This window comes from Microbacterium sp. 18062, assembly GCF_902706225.1.
Classification (GTDB): domain Bacteria; phylum Actinomycetota; class Actinomycetes; order Actinomycetales; family Microbacteriaceae; genus Microbacterium.
Genome location: NZ_CACSKB010000001.1, coordinates 125,044 through 143,287 on the forward strand (window position 1 = coordinate 125,044; position 18,244 = coordinate 143,287).

Sequence of the window (18,244 nt, forward strand, 5' to 3'; positions counted from 1 at the left end):
GTTCGTCACGCGAGCGCCGCGGCGCCCGCTTCGGCGACCGTCTGATCCTGCTCGCCTGAGCCGCCGCTCACCCCGACCGCCCCGACGACGACGCCGTCGACGGTCACCGGTACGCCGCCGGCGAAGATCGCGACCTTGCCGCCGTTGGTGGTGTGGATGCCGAAGAACTGCTGCGTCGGCTGCGAGTTGTCGCCGAGGTCCTTGGTCTGGATGTCGAAGGCCCGCGAGGTCCACGCCTTGCTGATCGAGATGTCGATGCTGCCGATCCACGCGCCGTCCTGACGGACGTGCGCGATCAGGTTCCCGCCGGCGTCGACGACGGCGATGTTCACGGGCTGGCCGATCTCGTCGGCGCGCTTCTCGGCGGCGGCGATGATCGTACGGGCGTCTGCGAGGGTCAAAGCGGACATGGCATGTCTCCTTCTGGGGTGGATGTGGTGCGGTTGCTGAGGCCGGGTGGGATGCGGCCGATCAGGCCGCGAGGTAGCCGTTGGGGTCGAGCACGTACTTCGTCGCGGCGCCGGCGTCGAACTCCGCATAGCCGCGGGGAGCGTCCGTCAGCGGGATCGCGGTGGCGTTCACGGCCTTCGCGATGGGCGCCCGATCGTGCAGGATCGCCATCATCAGCTGGCGGTTGTAGCGCATCACGGGACACTGTCCGGTCGTGAACGACAGCGACTTCGCCCAGCCGGTGCCCAGGCTGATCGAGAGCGCCCCGACCTTCGCCGCGTCGTCCACCGCGCCCGGGTCTCCCGTGACGTAGAGTCCGGGGATGCCGATGGCACCGCCCGCGGCCGTCACGCCCATGAGCGAGTTCAGAACCGTGGCGGGTGCCTCTTTCGCATCGGCACCGTGCCCTTCGCTGCGTGCCTCGAACCCGACGGCGTCGATCGCGGAATCCACCTCGGGGATCCCGAGGATCTGCTCGAGCTGATCGGGGATGGTGCCGGCCCCGACGTTCACGGTCTCGCAGCCGAAACTGCGCGCCTGCGCGAGACGATCCTCGTTCAGATCGCCGACCACCACGACGGCGGCGCCGAGCAGCTGTGCGCCGAGGGCGGCGGCGAGACCCACGGGCCCCGCGCCGGCGACGTACACGGTCGATCCCACCCCGACGCCCGCCGTCACCGCGCCGTGGAAGCCGGTGGGGAAGATGTCGGAGAGCATCGTCAGGTCGAGGATCTTCTCGAGGGCCTGTTCTCGGTCCGGGAACTGGAGCACGTTCCAGTCCGCGTAGGGAACGAGCACGTACTCGGCCTGCCCGCCGACCCAGCCGCCCATGTCGACGTAGCCGTAGGCGCTGCCGGGGCGATCCGGGTTCACGTTGAGGCAGATGCCGGTCTTGCCCTCCTTGCAGTTGCGGCATCGACCGCACGAGATGTTGAAGGGCACCGAGACGATGTCTCCGACCTTCACGAACTCGACGTCCGGACCCGCCTCCACGACCTCGCCCGTGATCTCGTGACCGAGCACCAGTCCTTGGGGAGCGGTGGTCCGTCCGCGCACCATGTGTTGGTCGGATCCGCAGATGTTGGTCGCGACGGTGCGGAGGATCACGGCGTGCGGCAGTTTGCGCCCCACGTTCGCCGGGTTGACGCCGGGACCGTCCTTGAGCTCGAAGGCCGGGTAGTCGGTGTCGATGACCTCCACGACACCCGGGCCCTGGTATGCGACGGCTCGATTTCCGGACATCTTGGTCCCCTTTCCCGCAGAACATCTCTGCTCGTCTCAGCCTCGTCGCCCGAGCCGGCGCGCGGATCATGCTGCGGAAGCGTTTCCCCCTACCCGAACGGGCAGTGCTGCTCGATCCGCGACACCGCGACGGAGAGGTGGTGAGGGCGGGGTATGCCTCATCCGTGTCACGGCGGTGTCGTGTCCGTCCGGGGCGGAGCGTGTCGTGATGCGACCACGTAAAGTGGATGCGCGTTTCCGCGGACTCGGAGGCGTGGAAAGGCGTGGGTGCCCGCGCGGAAGGACGAGGATCCCCTGAGCGGCGAATCGATGCACGGCGGTCCGTCCGTCGAGGAGCGACGGCGACTCGACCGATGCGCCCGAGAGCCGATCCACGCTCCGGGAGCGATCCAGCCGCACGGCGCCCTGATGGGCATCGATCCGGCCACGTTCGTCGTCACGATCGGGAGTGAGAACGTCGCCGACCTGCTCGGAGTGCCCTCGCCGGTCCTCGGCCGCACGCTCGCCGAGGTGCTCGGAGCGGAATTCGCGGACGACGTGCAGGTGGCGGTCTCCGACGCGGACGTCGAGGCGAACCCGCTCGACCTCGTCGTGGGGGAGCGCGCCTTCGACGCGATCGTGCATCAGCTCGACGACGTGATCATCGTGGAGCTCGAACCCGTGCTGTCGACCTCTCTGCAGCATTCGACCTCGTCGTTGTACGTCCTGCTGCATCGGATCGCCAAGAGCTCCGACATCGAGGAGCTGCGCGCGGGCACGGCCCGGGGGCTGCGCGCACTCACCGGGTTCGACCGCGTGATGATCTATCACTTCCATCCGGACGGACATGGCGAGATCGTCGCAGAGGACCGCGCCTCCGACATGGAGCCGTATCTCGGTCTGCACTTCCCGGCATCGGACATCCCGGCCCAGGCTCGTCAGCTCTACCTGGCCAAGCTGTCCCGCGCGATCGTGGGGACCGCCGGCGACAGCGTCGGGCTGCTCACGCTCCGCGAGGATCGGGGCACGGCGCTCGATCTGAGCTGCGCGGAGCTTCGCAGCGTGTCGCCGCACCATCTGCAGTTCATGCGCAACATGGGTCAGGACTCCACGCTCTCGTTCTCGCTGGTGCGCGACGGCGTGCTGATCGGCATGATCACGTGCGCCCACCGTTCGCAGCGTCGGCTGCCGTTCATCCTGCGTCGCGGCATCGAGGTGCTGGCCAACCAGGTCGCGCTGCAGCTGAGCGCCCTCGATCAGGTCGCGCACCTGCGTCGGCAGGTGTCGGTGCGCAAATGGCGTGCGCTCCTGATGGCGCAGATCAGCGTCACCGACGACATCGCCGAATCCCTGCTGCGCGGCGGGGTCACCGTGCGCGACCTCATCGAATCCGATGGGGCCGCAGTCCGGATCGGGGGAAGAACCCGGACGACGGGAGACGTTCCGGCGACGGCGGGGCTCGAGGCACTGTTCGCGCACGTCGAGCAGACCCCGGGCGGCGGGCCGTTCGTCAGCGACGCCCTCTCCGACGAACACCCGGCGCTGTCGGCCCTCGCTCCCACGGTCACGGGTGTGCTGATCGTTCTCGTGGGCGGAGCGGGGGACTACCTCGCGTTCTTCCGGAACGAAGTGCTGCGCAGCGTCGACTGGCTGGGCGATCAGACCGATGCGAACCGCGCGACTCCGCTCTCGCCGCGGACATCCTTCTCGGCGTGGACCGACAGCGTGGCGGGGACCTCGTCGCCTTGGGGCGAACTCGTCTCGGACGCCGCGGAGCTCGCGCGCGACCTCGAAGGAACCCTGTTCCGAAAGGCCGAGTCCGAGCTGGCGCACCTCGCCATGCAGGACCCGCTCACCGGCCTGCCGAATCGGCGTCGCCTCATCGACGAACTCGACGTCGCCCTGGGCGCGGGTGACGCGCACACGCGGGTGTCGATGCTGTTCATCGATCTGGACGGGTTCAAGGACGTCAACGACTCGTACGGCCACGACGTCGGCGATGCGCTGATCGTCACGGTCGCCGGGCGACTCCTCGCCGCCACCCGCGCCTCCGACACCGTCGCCCGCATCGGAGGCGACGAGTTCGTGGTGCTGTGCACCGATACCGATCCGTCGGATGCCGACCTCGTGGCCGCGCGCGTGCTCAGCGCGATCAGCGAGCCGGTGCGGATCGGCGGCGACGCCGTCACGGTCACCGCGTCGGTCGGTGCGGCCACGAGCAGCGGGGACGTCAGGACGATGGATCTCCTCCGGCAGGCGGACGAGGCGATGTACCGAGCGAAAGCCGCGGGAAAGAACGCCGTGTCGCGCTGACCGCCGGCCCGTGCGGACGCGGGTTCCGGCGTCTCGTCAACCCCCGAAGGGGCGCTCTCGCGGCTCGTAGGGTGGTCCGTATGGACACGACGAACGACATGACGGATGACGAGAAGCGCCACGATCAGCTGACGACCGCGCCGAACGCGACCGAAGACGACGCGAAGCCGCGCATCGTGGTCAGCGAGCACGACGGAGTGAAGCGGGTCGACATCGCAGAAGACGCGGCCGTCCGCCCGAGCGATCCGCGCGACTGACCCGCGCGGTGGCGATCAGGAGTCGGGACGCTCGATGAGCAGCAGGCTCTGCTTGGTGTCGGCGAGGATGACCCAGCCGTCGCCGAACTGGTAGGTCAGGCCGTACCCGTCCTTGGTCTGTACGGCCGTCTCGGGCGCCTCGGTGATGAAATCCCCCGAGGTGTCGTCGATCCTCTGCCATCCGGCGGCGAGCAGCTCGGCGCGAGCGTCGGCGGCGGCCGCCGCCGAGATCGGGGCCCAGCCGAAGATCTGCACGTAGTCGCTCGCCACGCTGTAGTCGCCCCACACGCATTCGATGCCCTCGTCGATGACCAGACTGCCCACTCGGAAGACGTTCTGCCGGTATGTCCAGTCATGGGCGTCGAACTCGTCGATGACCGATTGGGGGATGAGGGTCTCGCAGGTCGGGGAGGTCGCATCCGGGGTCGGGGACGTCGTCGCCGTCGAGGCGGGGCTCGGCTCGGCGGCTTCCACGGGAGTCGTCGCCGTCGCCGACGCCGACGACTCCTGTTCCGTGCCGCCGGCGCAGCCGGCGAGCAGCAGGGCGGACATCGCCGCGAGGGCGGTGAGGGCGACGGCGCGCGGGGTGCGGAACGTCATGCGGCGGACTCCGTTGCGGTATCGGGCGAGAAGAAATCGAGGAAGGGCGTGTGCAGCGTGCCGTTGGTCGCGAGCACAGAGCGCTCGGAGAGCGACTCGGCGCCGCTGAACGCGGTCAGACGCCCGCCCGCCTCGGTGATGATCGGATGGTGTGCGGCGATGTCGTACTCCTTCACGCCGAACTCGGCAACCATCTCGAGCCGCCCCTCGGCCAGCAGCATGAACGGCCATGCGTCGCCGTAGCCGCGGTCGCGCCACACCGTGCGCGAGAGGCGCACCAGATCGTCGAGCCTTCCGACCTCGTCCCACTGGGAGATGCTCTGGAAGCTCACGCTCGCCTCTTCGAGGCTCGACACGTCGGAGACGTGCAGGCGGCGCGGAACGCCGCCGATCGTGGTCCATGCGCCGTCGCCCTCGGACGCCCACCAGCGGCGGCCGATCGCGGGCTGGCTGACGACCCCGACACGGGGGATCCCGTCGACCGCGAGCGCGATCAGGGTCGCCCACATCGGCACGCCCTTCAGATAGTTCGCGGTGCCGTCGATGGGATCGATGATCCACTGCCGCCGGCTGTCGCCCTCCACGCCGAACTCTTCGCCGAAGATCGCGTCATCCGGGCGTTCCGCCGAGAGGATCTCCCGGATGGCGCGCTCGGTGGCGAGATCGGCCTCCGTGACGTACGAGGCATCGGCCTTCGTGCGGATATCGAGGTCCGCCGCGTCGAAGCGCGCCATCGAGTGCGCGTCGGCCGCGTCGGCCAGACGGAGGGCGAGCGCGAGATCGTCTCGGAAGGCTCCCCGTGCATTCGACTCCGAACCGGCGGCGCGGGAGTCGGGGGTCATGGGGCAAGGATACCGGGCGGAGAAACTGCCCCCCGTATGCGGAGGAAACGGCGCCGGCCCGAGAACGGTCGTGCACCGACCGGTTCGGCCCGCCTCCGCGTCTCCACACGTCAGGGCTCGAGGTCGAGGGCGGCGGCGAGCGCGAGCGCGATCGGGGGCCTCGGCTCGTCCGAGAGCTGCGCGAGGGCGATCGGCAGGATCACGGCGGGCTCGACCAGTCGCAGCGCACGCATGCGGGGAGCGGCGCCCTCCGCGGACAGGGCGGATCGCGGCACGACGGCGGCCCATCGTCCGGTGCGGGCCAGGGCGAGCAGCCCTTCGATCGAATCGCTCTCGATGCGCGGCGCGAGCGTGATCCCCTGCTGCCGGAGCACGGCGTCGAGCAGCTGCCGGGCACGCATGTGGGGCTCGAGCAGGCAGAGCGGGAGCGCGGACAGCTCGCGCCCGGGCAGGTCGCTTCGATCGGCGGGGATGATCTCCGGCGCTCCCACGACGACCATGCTCTCCTCGTAGAGGGGTGTGACGACGAGGCCTTCGGTGTCCTCGATGGAGGGGTGGATGAGTCCCGCGTCCAGTTCATAGCGACGGAGACGGCGTGCGATCTCCTCGCTCGTCAGGCCCGTCAGCATCCTCACCCGTGTCAGCGGATGCCGGGTCGCCAGCGCGGTGAGCAGCGTTGCGGCGCGGGGGAGCGCGGAGGGGATGACGCCGAACCGGACCTCGGCCCTGAGACGGTCTCGGGCGGCGTCCAGCTCGTCACGGAGGGCGCGATCGTCGGCGAGGACCCGTCTGGACCACACGAGCGCGAGTTCGCCCTCCGGTGTGAGCCCCTCGAAGACCCGGCCGCGGCGCACCAGGGGCACACCGAGCTCTGCTTCGAGCTTGCGGATCGCCTCGGAGAGCGCCGAGGGCGAGACGTAGCAGGCGGCCGCGGCCCGGCCGAAGTGCTGCTCGCGCGCGACGGCGACGAAGTACTCGAGCTGGGTCAGCTGCATCCTTGCCCCTTCCCGGTGCGGGCATCGTCGCCGCCCGCACCGGAGAGGAACGGTCCATCGACCCCGTGGCGCGAGCCTCAGTCCTTCTTAGCGTAGGAGTGCGCGCCCGTCCCGGCGTAGGCGCCGCCCGCGACGATCAGGTACTCGGCCCGGATCGGACGCTCCTCGAAGAACGACTCCAGGATCTCCCGCGTGCCCGCCGCATACCGCGTCTGCGCCGTCAGCGAGGTGCCGGAGGTGTGCGGAGTCATGCCGTGATGCGGCATGGTCCGCCACGGGTGGTCGGCGGGCGCCGGCTGCGGGAACCACACGTCGCCGGCGTACCCGGCGAGCCGACCGCTCTCCAGCGCCCGCACGATCGCGTCCCGATCCGCGATGGCGCCCCGTGCGGGGTTCACGATGTACGAGCCGCGGCGCATGGTGGACAGCAGCTCGTCGTCCAGGAGGCCCTGGGTCTCTGCCGTGAGCGGGGCGTGCACGGTGAGCACGTCGACCGCCGTGACGAGCGAGCGGATGTCCTCGTGGAAGGTGAGTCCGAGCCTCTCCTCGACGTCGGCGGGGAGACGGTGGCGGTCGGTGTAGTGCAGTCGCACGTCGAACGGCGCGAGGCGCTCCAGGACCGCGCGGCCGATACGACCGGCTGCGAACACGCCCACGTCCATGCCCTCCAGGTCATACGACCGGGAGATCGCATCGGCGATGTCCCACCCGCCGTCGACGACGATCTTGTGCTGCGGGATGTAGTCCCGCACGAGGGCGAGCACCTGCATCACGGTGTGCTCGGCGACGCTGATCGAGTTGCAGTACGTCACCTCCGCCACGGTGATGCCCTTCTCGATCGCCGCCGGCAGGTCCACATGGTCGGAGCCGATGCCCGCGGTGATCGCGATCTGCAGCCTCTCCGCCTTCGCCAGCCGCTCGGGGGTGAGGTAGGCGGGCCAGAACGGCTGGGAGATGACGACGTCGGCGTCCGGCAGCTCGCGGTCGAGGACCGAGTCATCGCCCTCCTTGCTGTCGGTGACGACCACCTCGTGCCCGAGGCCTTCGAGCCAGCCCACCAGACCCAGGCCGCCGGAGACCGAGCCGAGCAGCTCGCCCGGAGTGAAGTCGATCGCGCTCGGCGTCGGGAGGGTCTGCCCGTTCGGGTAGCGCTCGATCACCGGCAGCGAGTCGCGAGCGTATTGGGGCGGGTATCCGCCGGTGGGGTCCGGGTAGAGAACGATCAGCACCTTTGCCATGTCTTGACCTCCGCGTCGACGATCGCGCGCATGCGCCCGGCCAGTATCAGCCGTGCGTCCGCTGCGATTCCATCCTGCGATGCCGCACGAGCGATCGGCCATGGCGAACACGGGGAAGAGGGAGCGGGGTCCGGGAAAGGCAAAAGCCCCGAATACTGGCGAGAGTATGCGGGGCTTCCGTGCACCCCCAGGGACTTGAACCCTGAACCCACTGATTAAGAGTCAGTTGCTCTGCCGATTGAGCTAGAGGTGCGTGTGGATCAGAGCCCAACGACGACTCCCGAACCGAGGGTCAACGTTAGCATTCCCGGCGGGCCCTCCGCCAATCGAGCCGACCGCTGGGAGCGGTGCCGTTCACGTGCCCGCGGCTCGCCATCCCTCGCCGGGCCCGACGAGCATCCGCCACAGCCACTCGCCGGCGGTGTCGAGTGGCGGAACGGGGTCGCGCATGAGCCACGCCGTGATCACGCCGATGGCGGTGCCGGCGATCCCCGCGGCGACCACGTCGAGGGGGAGTCCGGTGAAGCTCTCGGGATTCGCGGTGGCGACCGCATCCCGCACGATGTGCTCGATCTGCCCACGGAGCCGCGCGGCCACGAGCGCCGAGCCGTGATCGCCGAGCACGCGGCGGTATACGGCGGCGTTGTCGGCGATGTGCGCCAGGTAGAGGCGGAGCTCCGCGGGCGCGCCGTCCACGCCGCTCGGCGGCGAGGAGCGCAACGTGCCGGACAGGTCGTCGACGGCCGCCTCCAGCGCCTCCGCGAGGAGGGTCTCCTTGTCGGAGTAGTGCTGATAGAAGCTGCTGCGGTTGACCTCTGCCCGCTCCACGATGTCGGAGACGGTGATCTCGTCGAGCTCGCGCTCGCGCGCCAGAGACAGGAGCGCAGCCTGCAGGCTCACGCGGGTGCGCACCACGCGGGGGTCCATCCGCCGATTCTCGCAGGTGTCCGGCGAGATGTCTGAGAGTTCTCCGACATGTGTCGGATCAACGACATGTGTCGGATATGTTGAGTGCGGTCCGGTGTGGTGCCGGCTCACCTCCCCTCGGAAAGGCATCACGTGGCACAGCTCCTGTACCGGATCGGTCGCTTCTCGGCGCGACGAGCCTGGATCGTCCTCAGCGGATGGCTCCTCGTCCTCGCGCTCGCGGGCGGCGCGTTTCTCGCTTTCGGAGGATCGCTGGCGTCGAGCTTCAACATCCCCGGCACGGAGACCGAGCGCGTCAACGACCGCCTCGCCGACGCGCTGCCCGACCTCACCGGCGCGAGCGCGTCGGTCGTCTTCGAGGCCGAGGACGGGGCGTTCAGCGAGACGCAGAAGGCCGACGTCGTCGCGCTTCTCGAGGAGGTCGGGGAGATCGACGGCGTGGCGGGAACGCTCGACCCGTTCGCCACCGAGGAGCAGCGGGCCGCGCAGGCCGACCAGCTCGCGGACGCCCAGCAGCAGCTCGACGACGCGCGGGCGCAACTCGATGCCGGACAGGAGCAGATCGAGGCCGGGCAGTCGCAGCTCGACGCCGCGATCGCGCAGGCCCAGGCTGCCGGCGTCTACGAGCAGGCAGCCGCGCAGTTCGACGCGCAGCAGGCCCAGATCGACGCGGGCCTCGCCCAGATCGACGACGGTCGCGCGCAGCTCGAGGAGCAGGCGCCGCTGATCGAGGATGGGCGCACGTTGCTCGACGCGGCCGCCCAGATCCGCACGGTCTCCGAAGACGGAACGACCGCCGTGGCCAACGTCTCGTTCGACGAGGACGTGTTCTCCCTCCCCGAGGACATCAAGTCGGAGGTCGCGGAGGCGCTCACGGCCGCCGACATCGAGGGCGTGAGCGTCGACTACTCCTCGACCATCGCGGCGACGACCGAGGGGCTCATCGGGGCGGGCGAGGTGGTCGGCGTCATCATCGCCGCCCTCGTCCTGCTGATCATGATGCGCGCGTTGCTTCCCGCGGTCACACCTCTCCTCAGCTCGATCGTCGGCGTCGGCGTCGGCGTCGCCGGCTCGCTCTCCTTCTCCGGCGTCGTCGACATGGCCGCCGTCACCCCCGTGCTCGGCGTGATGCTCGGGCTCGCGGTCGGCATCGACTACTCGCTGTTCATCCTCAACCGGCACCGCGCGCAGCTGCTCGCCGGCATGGACCTGCACGAGTCGATCGGTCTTGCGAACGGCACGGCAGGAAACGCCGTCGTCTTCGCCGGCTCCACGGTCATCGTCGCGCTCGTCGCCCTGCTGGTGACCGGCATCCCGTTCCTGGGCGTCATGGGCATCGTCGGCGCGGTCTGCGTCGCGATCGCCGTGCTGGTGTCGATCACCGTGACCCCGGCTCTGCTGGGGCTGATGAAGGCACGCGTGCTGCGCCGCGGGCTGCGCTCGCGCATCGGACACCCCGACCACGCCGCGCCCGAGCCCCGCGCCATGCGCACCCCGCGCGCGCTCGGCGCGGCCGCGCTCGCCATCGTCGCCCTGCTCGTGATCGCCATCCCCGCGCTGTCGATGCGTCTGGGCCTGCCCGACGGCTCGTCCGAGGCGACCGACACGACGCAGTACCGCTCGTACGCCGCGATCGCCGAGAAGTTCGGCGCCGGACAGAACGGCCCGCTGCTGGTCGTCGCGACGATGCCGGATGCGGTCGCCGACGAGGACGAGGTCTCGACCCAGGCCGAGATCGTCATGACCCTCATGGCCGACGAGGACGTCGTCGCCGTCGCACCCGCCGCGGTGTCGGCGGACCGCACCGTGTTCGCGTTCCAGGTCGTGCCGGAGGAGGGCCCGTCCAGCGAGTCCACCGAGACGCTCGTCCGAGACCTGCGCGCGATGTCACCACTCGACGGCGACGTCGAGCTCGGCGTCGCCGGGCAGGCGTCCGGAAACATCGACGTCTCGGAGAAGCTGGCCGACGCGCTGCCGGTCTACCTGCTGGTGGTGGTGGGGCTGTCGCTGCTCATCATGATCCTCGTGTTCCGCTCGATCCTGGTGCCGCTGATCGCCACCGCCGGCTACGTGCTGTCGCTGTTCGCCGCCCTCGGCGCCGTCACCGCGATCTACCAGTGGGGATGGCTGTCGGCGATCTTCGGCGTGCACGATCCCGGGCCCGTGCTGAGCTTCGCGCCGATCATCATCATGGGTGTGCTGTTCGGCCTCGCGATGGACTACCAGCTGTTCCTCGTCTCGGGAATGCGGGAGGCCTACGTCCACGGCACGCCCGCTCGGCAGGCCGTCGTGGCGGGGCTCCGCAACGGCCGTGCCGTCGTGACCGCGGCGGCGATCATCATGATCTCGGTGTTCGGCGGATTCGTCTTCAGCCACCTGGGGATGGTGCGACCCCTCGGGTTCGGCCTCGCGATCGGCGTGCTCTTCGACGCGTTCGTGGTGCGCATGGTCATCGTGCCCGCGCTCATGCACGTGCTGGGCGACAGGGCGTGGTGGCTGCCGCGCTGGCTGGACCGCATCCTGCCCGACGTCGATGTGGAGGGCGCGGCGCTCGAGCGGGCGCATCCGGTCCACGCGGCGGATGCGGCGCCGAAGGGCCCCGCCCCGCGCTGAGCCCGGCGCGCCGAGCGGTCTGTTGCGCCGTTCCCGACCGGCGCGCTGCTCAGGTCGCGTCGCCGAGAAGGACGGCGGCGCCCTCCTCGGCAGGATCCGCCTCCCGGTCGTCGATGCGGCCGAGGGCACGCCGGCCGAGGGCGATCGTCAGCGCCGCGAGCAGCACGGCCGCCGCGGCGACCAGGTACGGCACGGTCGCGCCATAGGCGTGCCAGAGGAGCGCCGCGAGGGGCGGGGCCGCCGCGCCGCCGAGGAAGCGGACGGCGGAGTACGCCGAGGACGCGACCGAGCGGGGCAGGTCGGTCGCCTCCATGACGGCCTCGGTCAGCACGGTGTTCATGACGCCGAGCAGCAGTCCGCCGACGACGATGCTGGCCACCAGCGCGGCCGGATCGGCGACGAGGATCCCGCCGGCGGCGAGATCGACGGCCAGCAGCGGCAGCACCGCGAGCATCACGCTCGACCGGCGGAAGCGGCGCAGCAGCAGCGGCGCCACCCATACGCTCGTGACGGCGAGGGCCACACCCCATCCGAAGAACGTGACGCCGATGCCGAGCGCGCCGAACCCGAGCGGGAAGGGGGAGAATGCCAGCAGGATGAAGAAGCCGATGTTGTAGAAGAACGCGGCGGTCGCGAGGATCGCGAGCGCGGGCCGGCCCAGAGCGCGGAACGGCGCCGAGAGCGGCACCGGGCGACGCTGCTCGCGGGGGCCGCGCAGCAGCACGAGCACGGCGACGAACCCGATCGCCATGAGGGCGACGACGCCGAAGAACGGACCGCGCCAGCTGACCTCGCCGAGGAGTCCGCCGAGGAGCGGTCCCACGGCGATGCCGACGCCGAGCGCGGCCTCGTACAGCACGATCGCCGCGCCGCGGCCGCCCGCGGCCGAGCCGACGATCGTCGCGAGCGCGGTGGAGATGAACAGGGCGTTGCCGAGTCCCCAGCCGGCCCGGAACCCGATGATCGCATCGACACTGCCGCTGAGCGCGCACAGCAGCGCGAAGACGACGATGAGCGCCAGTCCGATCAGCAGCGTCGCCTTGGCGCCGATGCGACTGGAGATCCAGCTCGTCACGAGCATGGCGAGACCGGTGACGAGCAGGTAGCTCGTGAAGAGCAGCTCGGTCTCGACGGGGGTCGCCTCGAGCGACTCGGCGATCGCGGGCAGGATCGGATCGACCAGACCGATGCCCATGAACGCCACGACGCACGCGAACGCCACGGCCCAGACCTGTGCCGGCTGCCGCCGGATGGCGGCGGTCCCGCCGTGCGCGCTCACCGGCCCGCTCCCGTGGCGACGGCCGCGCGCGAGGCGAGGATGCGGGAGGCCTGCTCCAACGCGGACCACTCGTCGTCGTCGAGGTCGGCGAACAGGGGCGCGAGGGCCTCACCGAGCTGCGCGCGCCAGGCGTCGATCGCCGCAGCGCCCGCATCCGTGATGGTGACGAGGGTCACGCGCGAGTCCTCGGGATCGCCGTCCCGCCGCACGAGACCCGCCTCGTCGAGCTGTCCGACGAGGCGGGTGACGCCGGGCTGTGTCGTGCGGCTCGCGCGGGCGAGCTCGCCGATCCGCTGCGGACCCTCGTTCTGCAGGATGCTGAGCGCACGCCACTGGGTGGCGGGCGCGTCGTTGCGGGTCGCGACAGCGGCGACGCGGGTGAGCGCGTGCGCGGCGATGACGATCCCGGCGATGTCCTCGGCTCGTGTCATGCCGTAAGTATATACCTAAGGTATATAAATGGCGGAGGGCTCGATGCGTTCTGATCGCTCAGCGGCCGCCGGCGGCGATGCGGGCTCGTGCTCGTCGAGGCGGCGCCCGGTGTGGACGTCGCCGCGACCGAGCCCCCGCTGACCGTTCCCGACGCGCTTAGGGTTGACTCATGAACATCGACGACGTCGTCATCGTTGCTGCAGCACGCACCCCGCAGGGCCGGCTGAACGGACAGCTCTCGTCCTTCACCGCGCCGCAGCTCGGCGCGCTCGCGATCAAGGGCGCGCTCGCGCAGGGCGGCATCCCCGCCGACGCGGTCGACGCGGTGCTCGTGGGGCAGGTGCTCCCGGCGGGATCGGGACAGAACCCGGCGCGCCAGGCGGCGATCGGGGCGGGACTCGGCTGGGACGTGCACGCCGCGTCGGTCAACAAGGTATGCCTGTCGGGACTGACCGCGATCATCGACGGAGCCCGGATGCTGCGCCTGGGCGATGCGACCGTCGTCGTGGCCGCGGGCATGGAGTCGATGACGCGCGCGCCGCACCTGCTCATGGGGTCGCGCGAGGGCTGGTCGTACGGCAGCGTCGAGGTTCTCGACCACATGGCCCACGACGGCCTGACCGATGCCTTCGACCGCGAGAGCATGGGCGCCTCGACCGAACGGCTGAACGCCGCGTTCGAGGTCACCCGCTCGCAGCAGGACGCGGTCGCCGCCCGGTCGCACCGGCGAGCGGCGGAGGCGGCGGAGGCGGGCGTGTTCGACGCCGAGATCGTGACCGTCGAGGTGCCGCAGCGCAAGGGCGGACCGATCCTCGTGACGAAGGACGAGGGCATCCGTCCCGACACGACCGAGGAGTCGCTCGCGACGCTGCGCCCGGCCTTCGCCGAGGGCGGCACGATCACCGCCGGCAACGCGTCGCAGATCTCCGACGGCGCATCCGCGGTCGTGCTCACCACCCGCAGCCACGCCGACGAGCGGGGATGGTCCGTGCTCGCCGCGCTGGGGACGGCCGGACAGGTCGCCGGTCCCGACAACTCGCTGCACGCGCAGCCGGCCCGCGCGATCGCCCAGGCCCTCGACAAGCAGGGCATCGCCGCCTCCGACCTCGACCTGATCGAGATCAACGAGGCGTTCGCCGCGGTCGTCGCCCGGTCGCAACGGGAGCTCGGCGTCGGCGACGAGGTCGTGAACATCCACGGCGGCGGGATCGCGATCGGTCACCCGATCGGTGTCTCGGGGAACCGGCTCGTCGTCCACGCCGTGCACGAGCTGCTGCGGCGCGGAACGGGGACGGCGGCGGTCGCCCTGTGCGGCGGCGGCGGTCAGGGCGACGCCCTCATCCTGCTGCGCTGAGGCGCTCAGCCGCGCAGGTGCTTCTTCAACAGCTTCTGCTCGTCGCCGGAGGCGGGGGAGTCGCCCGCGACGAGGTGTCCGCGGCCGGCGCGGAACGTGTCGACGATCGCACCGATCGCGAGGGCGAGCGTGATGCCCCAGCTCGCCCACGCCAGAGCGGTGCGCCAGGTGAACCTCTCGTCGCTGTCGCGCAGACCCCGCAACAGGGTCACGCCGCCGATCAGAGCACTGAACAGGCCCGAGCCGAAGAGGTACTTGCGCATGAGGACACGCTATCGCGCGCGGGTGGCGGCGCATCCCTCTTGACGCCACCGGCGGGAACGTGCCACCCCTCGCGGTAGCCTGAGTGCACCCCGCGAACCGAGGAGTTGCCGCGTGTCCCAGGCCGAATTCGTCGTCGTCGCCAATCGTCTGCCCGTCGATCGCGACGGAGACGGCGGGTGGCGGAGGTCTCCCGGCGGCCTCGTCACCGCCCTCGAGCCGGTGATGCGGGGGAGCGAGGGGGCGTGGGTCGGCTGGCCCGGTCAGGCGGACCTCGAGATCGAGCCGTTCGACTTCGAGGGGACGCACCTCGTTCCGGTCGTGCTCTCGGCCGACGACGTCGAGCTCTACTACGAGGGCTTCTCCAACGACACCATCTGGCCGCTCTATCACGACGTGATCGCCGCCCCCCGGTACAGCCGGGAGTGGTGGAACGCGTACGTCGAGGTCAACCGTCGTTTTGCCGAGGCCGCCGCCGCGGCCGCCGCGGAAGGGGCGACCGTCTGGGTGCAGGACTACCAGCTGCAGCTGGTGCCCAGGTTCCTCCGCGAGGCGCGTCCCGACCTCACGATCGGATACTTCCACCACATCCCGTTCCCCGCCTACGGCCTCTTCTCCCAGCTGCCGTGGCGGCGTCAGGTGCTCGAGGGGCTGCTGGGCGCTGACGTGATCGGATTCCAGCGGGTGGCGGATGCGGGCAACTTCGCCCGAGCCGTGCGCCGCCAGCTGCGTTACGAGACGAAGGCCTCCGGGATCCGGGTGCCGCGCGAGGACGGGTCCGTCCGGATCGCGCTCGCCAAGGCCTTCCCCATCTCGATCGACGCGGAATCGTACGTCGAGCTCGCGCAGCGCCCCGAGATCCAGGCGCGTGCGAAGGAGATCCGCGCGGAGCTCGGCAACCCGAAGAAGGTGCTGCTCGGCGTCGATCGGCTCGACTACACGAAGGGGATCCGACACCGGATCAAGGCCTTCGGCGAACTCCTCCAGGACCAGCGCATCAGCGTCGAGGACGTCACGCTCGTGCAGGTGGCGAGCCCCAGCCGCGAGCGCGTCGAGGCGTATGTGCAGCTGCGCGACGAGATCGAGCTGGCCGTCGGCCGCATCAACGGCGACTTCGACACGACCAGCCACACCGCCATCCGCTATCTCCACCAGGCCTATCCCCGCGAGGAGATGGTCGCCCTCTATCTCGCTGCCGATGTGATGCTGGTCACCGCGCTCCGCGACGGCATGAACCTCGTCGCGAAGGAGTACGTCGCCAGTCGCATCGACAACCGCGGTGTGCTGGTGCTCAGCGAGTTCGCCGGCGCCGCCGACGAGCTGGGCAGCGCACTGCTGATCAACCCGCACGACATCCAGGGACTGAAGGACGCGATATCGCGGGCGATCGAGATGCAGCCCGCGGAACAGGGGCGTCGGATGCGGACCCTCCGCAGGCGCGTGCGCGACCACGACGTGGAGGACTGGTCGCGGGAGTTCCTCGCCGCCCTCGCCTCGATCCACACCGCGAAGGAAGGGGGCTCGTGAACGACACGACCGTCGAGCTTGACCGGATCGCCGGCACCGCGCACCATCTCGTCGCGTTCGCGGCACGGGTGCGGGTGCCGGATACAGCCGCTCTCGCGACGCTTGTCGCCGACCTCGCCGAGCGGCGATCCGCGGCGCGCGCCGCGGCGTAGATCCGAGGCGCGCGGAGCGCCCGCCGCGGCGAGAGCGGGCGTCGACGGGAATAGACTGCAACGGTGAGCCACCCCGACGAGACGATCGACATCAAACCCCGGAGCCGGGCCGTCACCGACGGCATCGAGGCCACGACCTCCCGCGGCATGCTCCGCGCGGTGGGGATGGGCGACGAGGACTGGGACAAGCCGCAGATCGGCATCGCGTCGAGCTGGAACGAGATCACCCCCTGCAACCTGAGCCTGGACCGGCTCGCCCAGGGCGCCAAGGAGGGCGTGCACGCCGGTGGCGGCTACCCGCTGCAGTTCGGCACGATCTCGGTGTCCGACGGCATCTCGATGGGCCACGAGGGCATGCACTTCTCCCTCGTCTCGCGCGAGGTCATCGCCGACTCGGTCGAGACCGTGATCATGGCCGAACGCCTCGACGGCAGCGTGCTGCTCGCTGGCTGCGACAAGTCGATCCCCGGGATGCTGATGGCGTCCGCCCGCCTCGACCTCTCCAGCGTCTTCCTCTACGCCGGCTCCATCGCCCCCGGATGGGTCAAGCTCAGCGACGGCACCGAGAAGGACATCACGATCGTCGACTCGTTCGAGGGCGTCGGCGCATGTCTCGCGGGGCGCATGACCGAGGCGGACCTGAAGCGCATCGAGTGCGCGTTCGCCCCCGGCGAGGGCGCCTGCGGCGGCATGTACACCGCGAACACCATGGCCTCCGTCGCCGAGGCCCTGGGCCTGAGCCTTCCCGGCTCCGCCGCGCCGCCCTCGGCCGACCGCCGCCGCGACTACTTCGCGCACCGTTCGGGCGAGGCCGTGGTCAACCTGCTGAAGCAAGGCATCACGACGCGCGACATCCTGACCCCCGAGGCGTTCGAGAACGCGATCGCCCTGGCGATGGCGCTCGGCGGCTCGACCAACGTCGTCCTGCACCTGCTCGCGATCGCCCGCGAGGCGGAGGTCGAGCTCAACCTGCACGACTTCAACCGGATCGGCGACAAGGTGCCCCACGTGGCCGACATGAAGCCGTTCGGCAAGTTCGTGATGAACGACGTCGATCGTCACGGCGGCATCCCGGTCATCATGAAGGCGATGCTCGACGAGGGACTGCTGCACGGCGACGCCCTGACCGTCACCGGCAAGACGCTCGCCGAGAACCTGCGCGAGCTCGACCCCGACCCGGTCGACGGCACCGTCATCCATCGTTTCGACGACCCCATCCATGCCACCGGCGGCCTCACCGTCCTGCACGGATCACTGGCGCCCGAGGGGGCTGTGGTGAAATCCGCGGGGTTCGACGCGAACGTGTTCGAGGGCCCCGCCCGGGTGTTCGAGCGCGAGCGCGCGGCGATGGACGCGCTCGAAGCCGGGCAGATCGATGCCGGCGACGTCGTCGTCATCCGCTACGAGGGCCCGAAGGGCGGTCCCGGCATGCGCGAGATGCTCGCGATCACGGCGGCCATCAAGGGCGCGGGCCTCGGCAAAGATGTACTACTCTTGACGGACGGACGATTCTCGGGCGGCACAACCGGCCTGTGCATCGGCCACATAGCACCCGAAGCGGTGGACGCTGGTCCCATCGCCTTCGTGCGCGATGGTGATCTGATACGGGTCGATATCGCGGCTCGCACTCTCGACCTACTCGTCGACGAGGCAGAGCTGAACTCCCGCCGCTCTGGCTGGGAGCCCCTTCCTCCGCGCTATACCCGTGGCGTCCTGGCCAAGTACTCGAAGCTCGTGCGCTCCGCCGCGGAGGGCGCGGTCACCGGGTAGCGAGGCCCTCGAC

The 18,244-nt window shown here is 70.4% G+C and carries 17 protein-coding genes and 1 tRNA gene; 7 read left to right on the top strand and 11 right to left on the bottom strand.

Annotated elements, in window-relative coordinates:
• Positions 1-5: 5 nt before the first annotated feature.
• A complete protein-coding gene (locus GVL03_RS00605) occupies positions 6-410 on the bottom strand; it encodes a heme-binding protein (protein ID WP_159498424.1) in 405 nt (134 codons plus the stop codon).
• A gap of 61 nt (positions 411-471) precedes the next feature.
• Positions 472-1,692, bottom strand: a complete 1,221-nt coding sequence (fdhA, locus tag GVL03_RS00610; RefSeq protein ID WP_159498426.1) for a formaldehyde dehydrogenase, glutathione-independent — start codon at positions 1,690-1,692, stop codon at positions 472-474.
• A 267-nt stretch (positions 1,693-1,959) separates the two neighbouring features.
• Here fdhA and GVL03_RS00615 point away from each other — a divergent pair, with 267 nt between their 5' ends.
• Both GVL03_RS00615 and GVL03_RS00620 read left to right on the top strand, forming a co-directional pair.
• Complete coding sequence (locus tag GVL03_RS00615; RefSeq protein WP_159498428.1) at positions 1,960-3,984, top strand: sensor domain-containing diguanylate cyclase; 2,025 nt, start codon at positions 1,960-1,962, stop codon at positions 3,982-3,984.
• Positions 3,985-4,064: 80 nt separating this feature from the next.
• Positions 4,065-4,241 (top strand): multidrug transporter, encoded by a 177-nt coding sequence (locus GVL03_RS00620; RefSeq protein WP_159498430.1) that lies wholly within the window; start codon positions 4,065-4,067, stop codon positions 4,239-4,241.
• A gap of 15 nt (positions 4,242-4,256) precedes the next feature.
• Here GVL03_RS00620 and GVL03_RS00625 read toward each other — a convergent pair whose 3' ends face one another.
• The 6 genes from GVL03_RS00625 to GVL03_RS00650 all read right to left on the bottom strand — a co-directional run bounded on the left by GVL03_RS00625 (position 4,257) and on the right by GVL03_RS00650 (position 8,843).
• Positions 4,257-4,841: a hypothetical protein gene (locus GVL03_RS00625; protein WP_159498432.1), complete on the bottom strand. Its 585-nt coding sequence runs from the start codon at positions 4,839-4,841 to the stop codon at positions 4,257-4,259.
• Complete coding sequence (locus tag GVL03_RS00630) at positions 4,838-5,683, bottom strand: inositol monophosphatase family protein (protein ID WP_159498434.1); 846 nt, start codon at positions 5,681-5,683, stop codon at positions 4,838-4,840. The genes GVL03_RS00625 and GVL03_RS00630 overlap by 4 nt, the downstream gene beginning before the upstream one ends.
• Positions 5,684-5,793: 110 nt before the next feature.
• A complete protein-coding gene (locus tag GVL03_RS00635; RefSeq protein ID WP_159498436.1) occupies positions 5,794-6,678 on the bottom strand; it encodes a LysR family transcriptional regulator in 885 nt (294 codons plus the stop codon).
• 77 nt (positions 6,679-6,755) lie between these two features.
• On the bottom strand, positions 6,756-7,916 hold the full coding sequence (locus GVL03_RS00640) for an NAD-dependent formate dehydrogenase (protein WP_159498438.1): 1,161 nt from the start codon (positions 7,914-7,916) through the stop codon (positions 6,756-6,758).
• A gap of 180 nt (positions 7,917-8,096) precedes the next feature.
• Positions 8,097-8,169 (bottom strand) — tRNA-Lys (locus GVL03_RS00645).
• 101 nt (positions 8,170-8,270) lie between these two features.
• Positions 8,271-8,843 (bottom strand): TetR/AcrR family transcriptional regulator, encoded by a 573-nt coding sequence (locus GVL03_RS00650; protein ID WP_159498440.1) that lies wholly within the window; start codon positions 8,841-8,843, stop codon positions 8,271-8,273.
• A 132-nt stretch (positions 8,844-8,975) separates the two neighbouring features.
• On the opposite strand from GVL03_RS00650, the gene GVL03_RS00655 reads away from it, so the two are divergent.
• Positions 8,976-11,456, top strand: coding sequence for an MMPL family transporter (locus GVL03_RS00655; RefSeq protein WP_159498442.1), 2,481 nt, complete (start codon positions 8,976-8,978; stop codon positions 11,454-11,456).
• Positions 11,457-11,505: 49 nt separating this feature from the next.
• Here GVL03_RS00655 and GVL03_RS00660 read toward each other — a convergent pair whose 3' ends face one another.
• Both GVL03_RS00660 and GVL03_RS00665 read right to left on the bottom strand, forming a co-directional pair.
• Positions 11,506-12,735, bottom strand: a complete 1,230-nt coding sequence (locus GVL03_RS00660; RefSeq protein ID WP_159498444.1) for an MFS transporter — start codon at positions 12,733-12,735, stop codon at positions 11,506-11,508.
• On the bottom strand, positions 12,732-13,166 hold the full coding sequence (locus tag GVL03_RS00665) for a MarR family winged helix-turn-helix transcriptional regulator (protein ID WP_159498446.1): 435 nt from the start codon (positions 13,164-13,166) through the stop codon (positions 12,732-12,734). Before GVL03_RS00665 ends, GVL03_RS00660 begins: the two co-directional genes overlap by 4 nt.
• 170 nt (positions 13,167-13,336) lie before the next feature.
• Here GVL03_RS00665 and GVL03_RS00670 point away from each other — a divergent pair, with 170 nt between their 5' ends.
• Positions 13,337-14,521, top strand: a complete 1,185-nt coding sequence (locus GVL03_RS00670; RefSeq protein WP_159498448.1) for an acetyl-CoA C-acetyltransferase — start codon at positions 13,337-13,339, stop codon at positions 14,519-14,521.
• A 5-nt stretch (positions 14,522-14,526) separates the two neighbouring features.
• On the opposite strand, the gene GVL03_RS00675 is transcribed toward GVL03_RS00670, so the two are convergent.
• Positions 14,527-14,784 carry a hypothetical protein gene (locus GVL03_RS00675; protein ID WP_159498450.1) on the bottom strand — a complete coding sequence of 86 codons (258 nt, stop codon included), beginning with the start codon at positions 14,782-14,784 and terminating at the stop codon, positions 14,527-14,529.
• A 112-nt stretch (positions 14,785-14,896) separates the two neighbouring features.
• On the opposite strand from GVL03_RS00675, the gene GVL03_RS00680 reads away from it, so the two are divergent.
• The 3 genes from GVL03_RS00680 to ilvD all read left to right on the top strand — a co-directional run bounded on the left by GVL03_RS00680 (position 14,897) and on the right by ilvD (position 18,231).
• Positions 14,897-16,309 (top strand): trehalose-6-phosphate synthase, encoded by a 1,413-nt coding sequence (locus tag GVL03_RS00680; RefSeq protein ID WP_159498452.1) that lies wholly within the window; start codon positions 14,897-14,899, stop codon positions 16,307-16,309.
• A complete protein-coding gene (locus GVL03_RS00685; protein ID WP_159498454.1) occupies positions 16,306-16,461 on the top strand; it encodes a hypothetical protein in 156 nt (51 codons plus the stop codon). The genes GVL03_RS00680 and GVL03_RS00685 overlap by 4 nt, the downstream gene beginning before the upstream one ends.
• Positions 16,462-16,524: 63 nt before the next feature.
• A complete protein-coding gene (gene ilvD, locus GVL03_RS00690) occupies positions 16,525-18,231 on the top strand; it encodes a dihydroxy-acid dehydratase (protein ID WP_159498456.1) in 1,707 nt (568 codons plus the stop codon).
• Positions 18,232-18,244 lie beyond the last annotated feature (13 nt).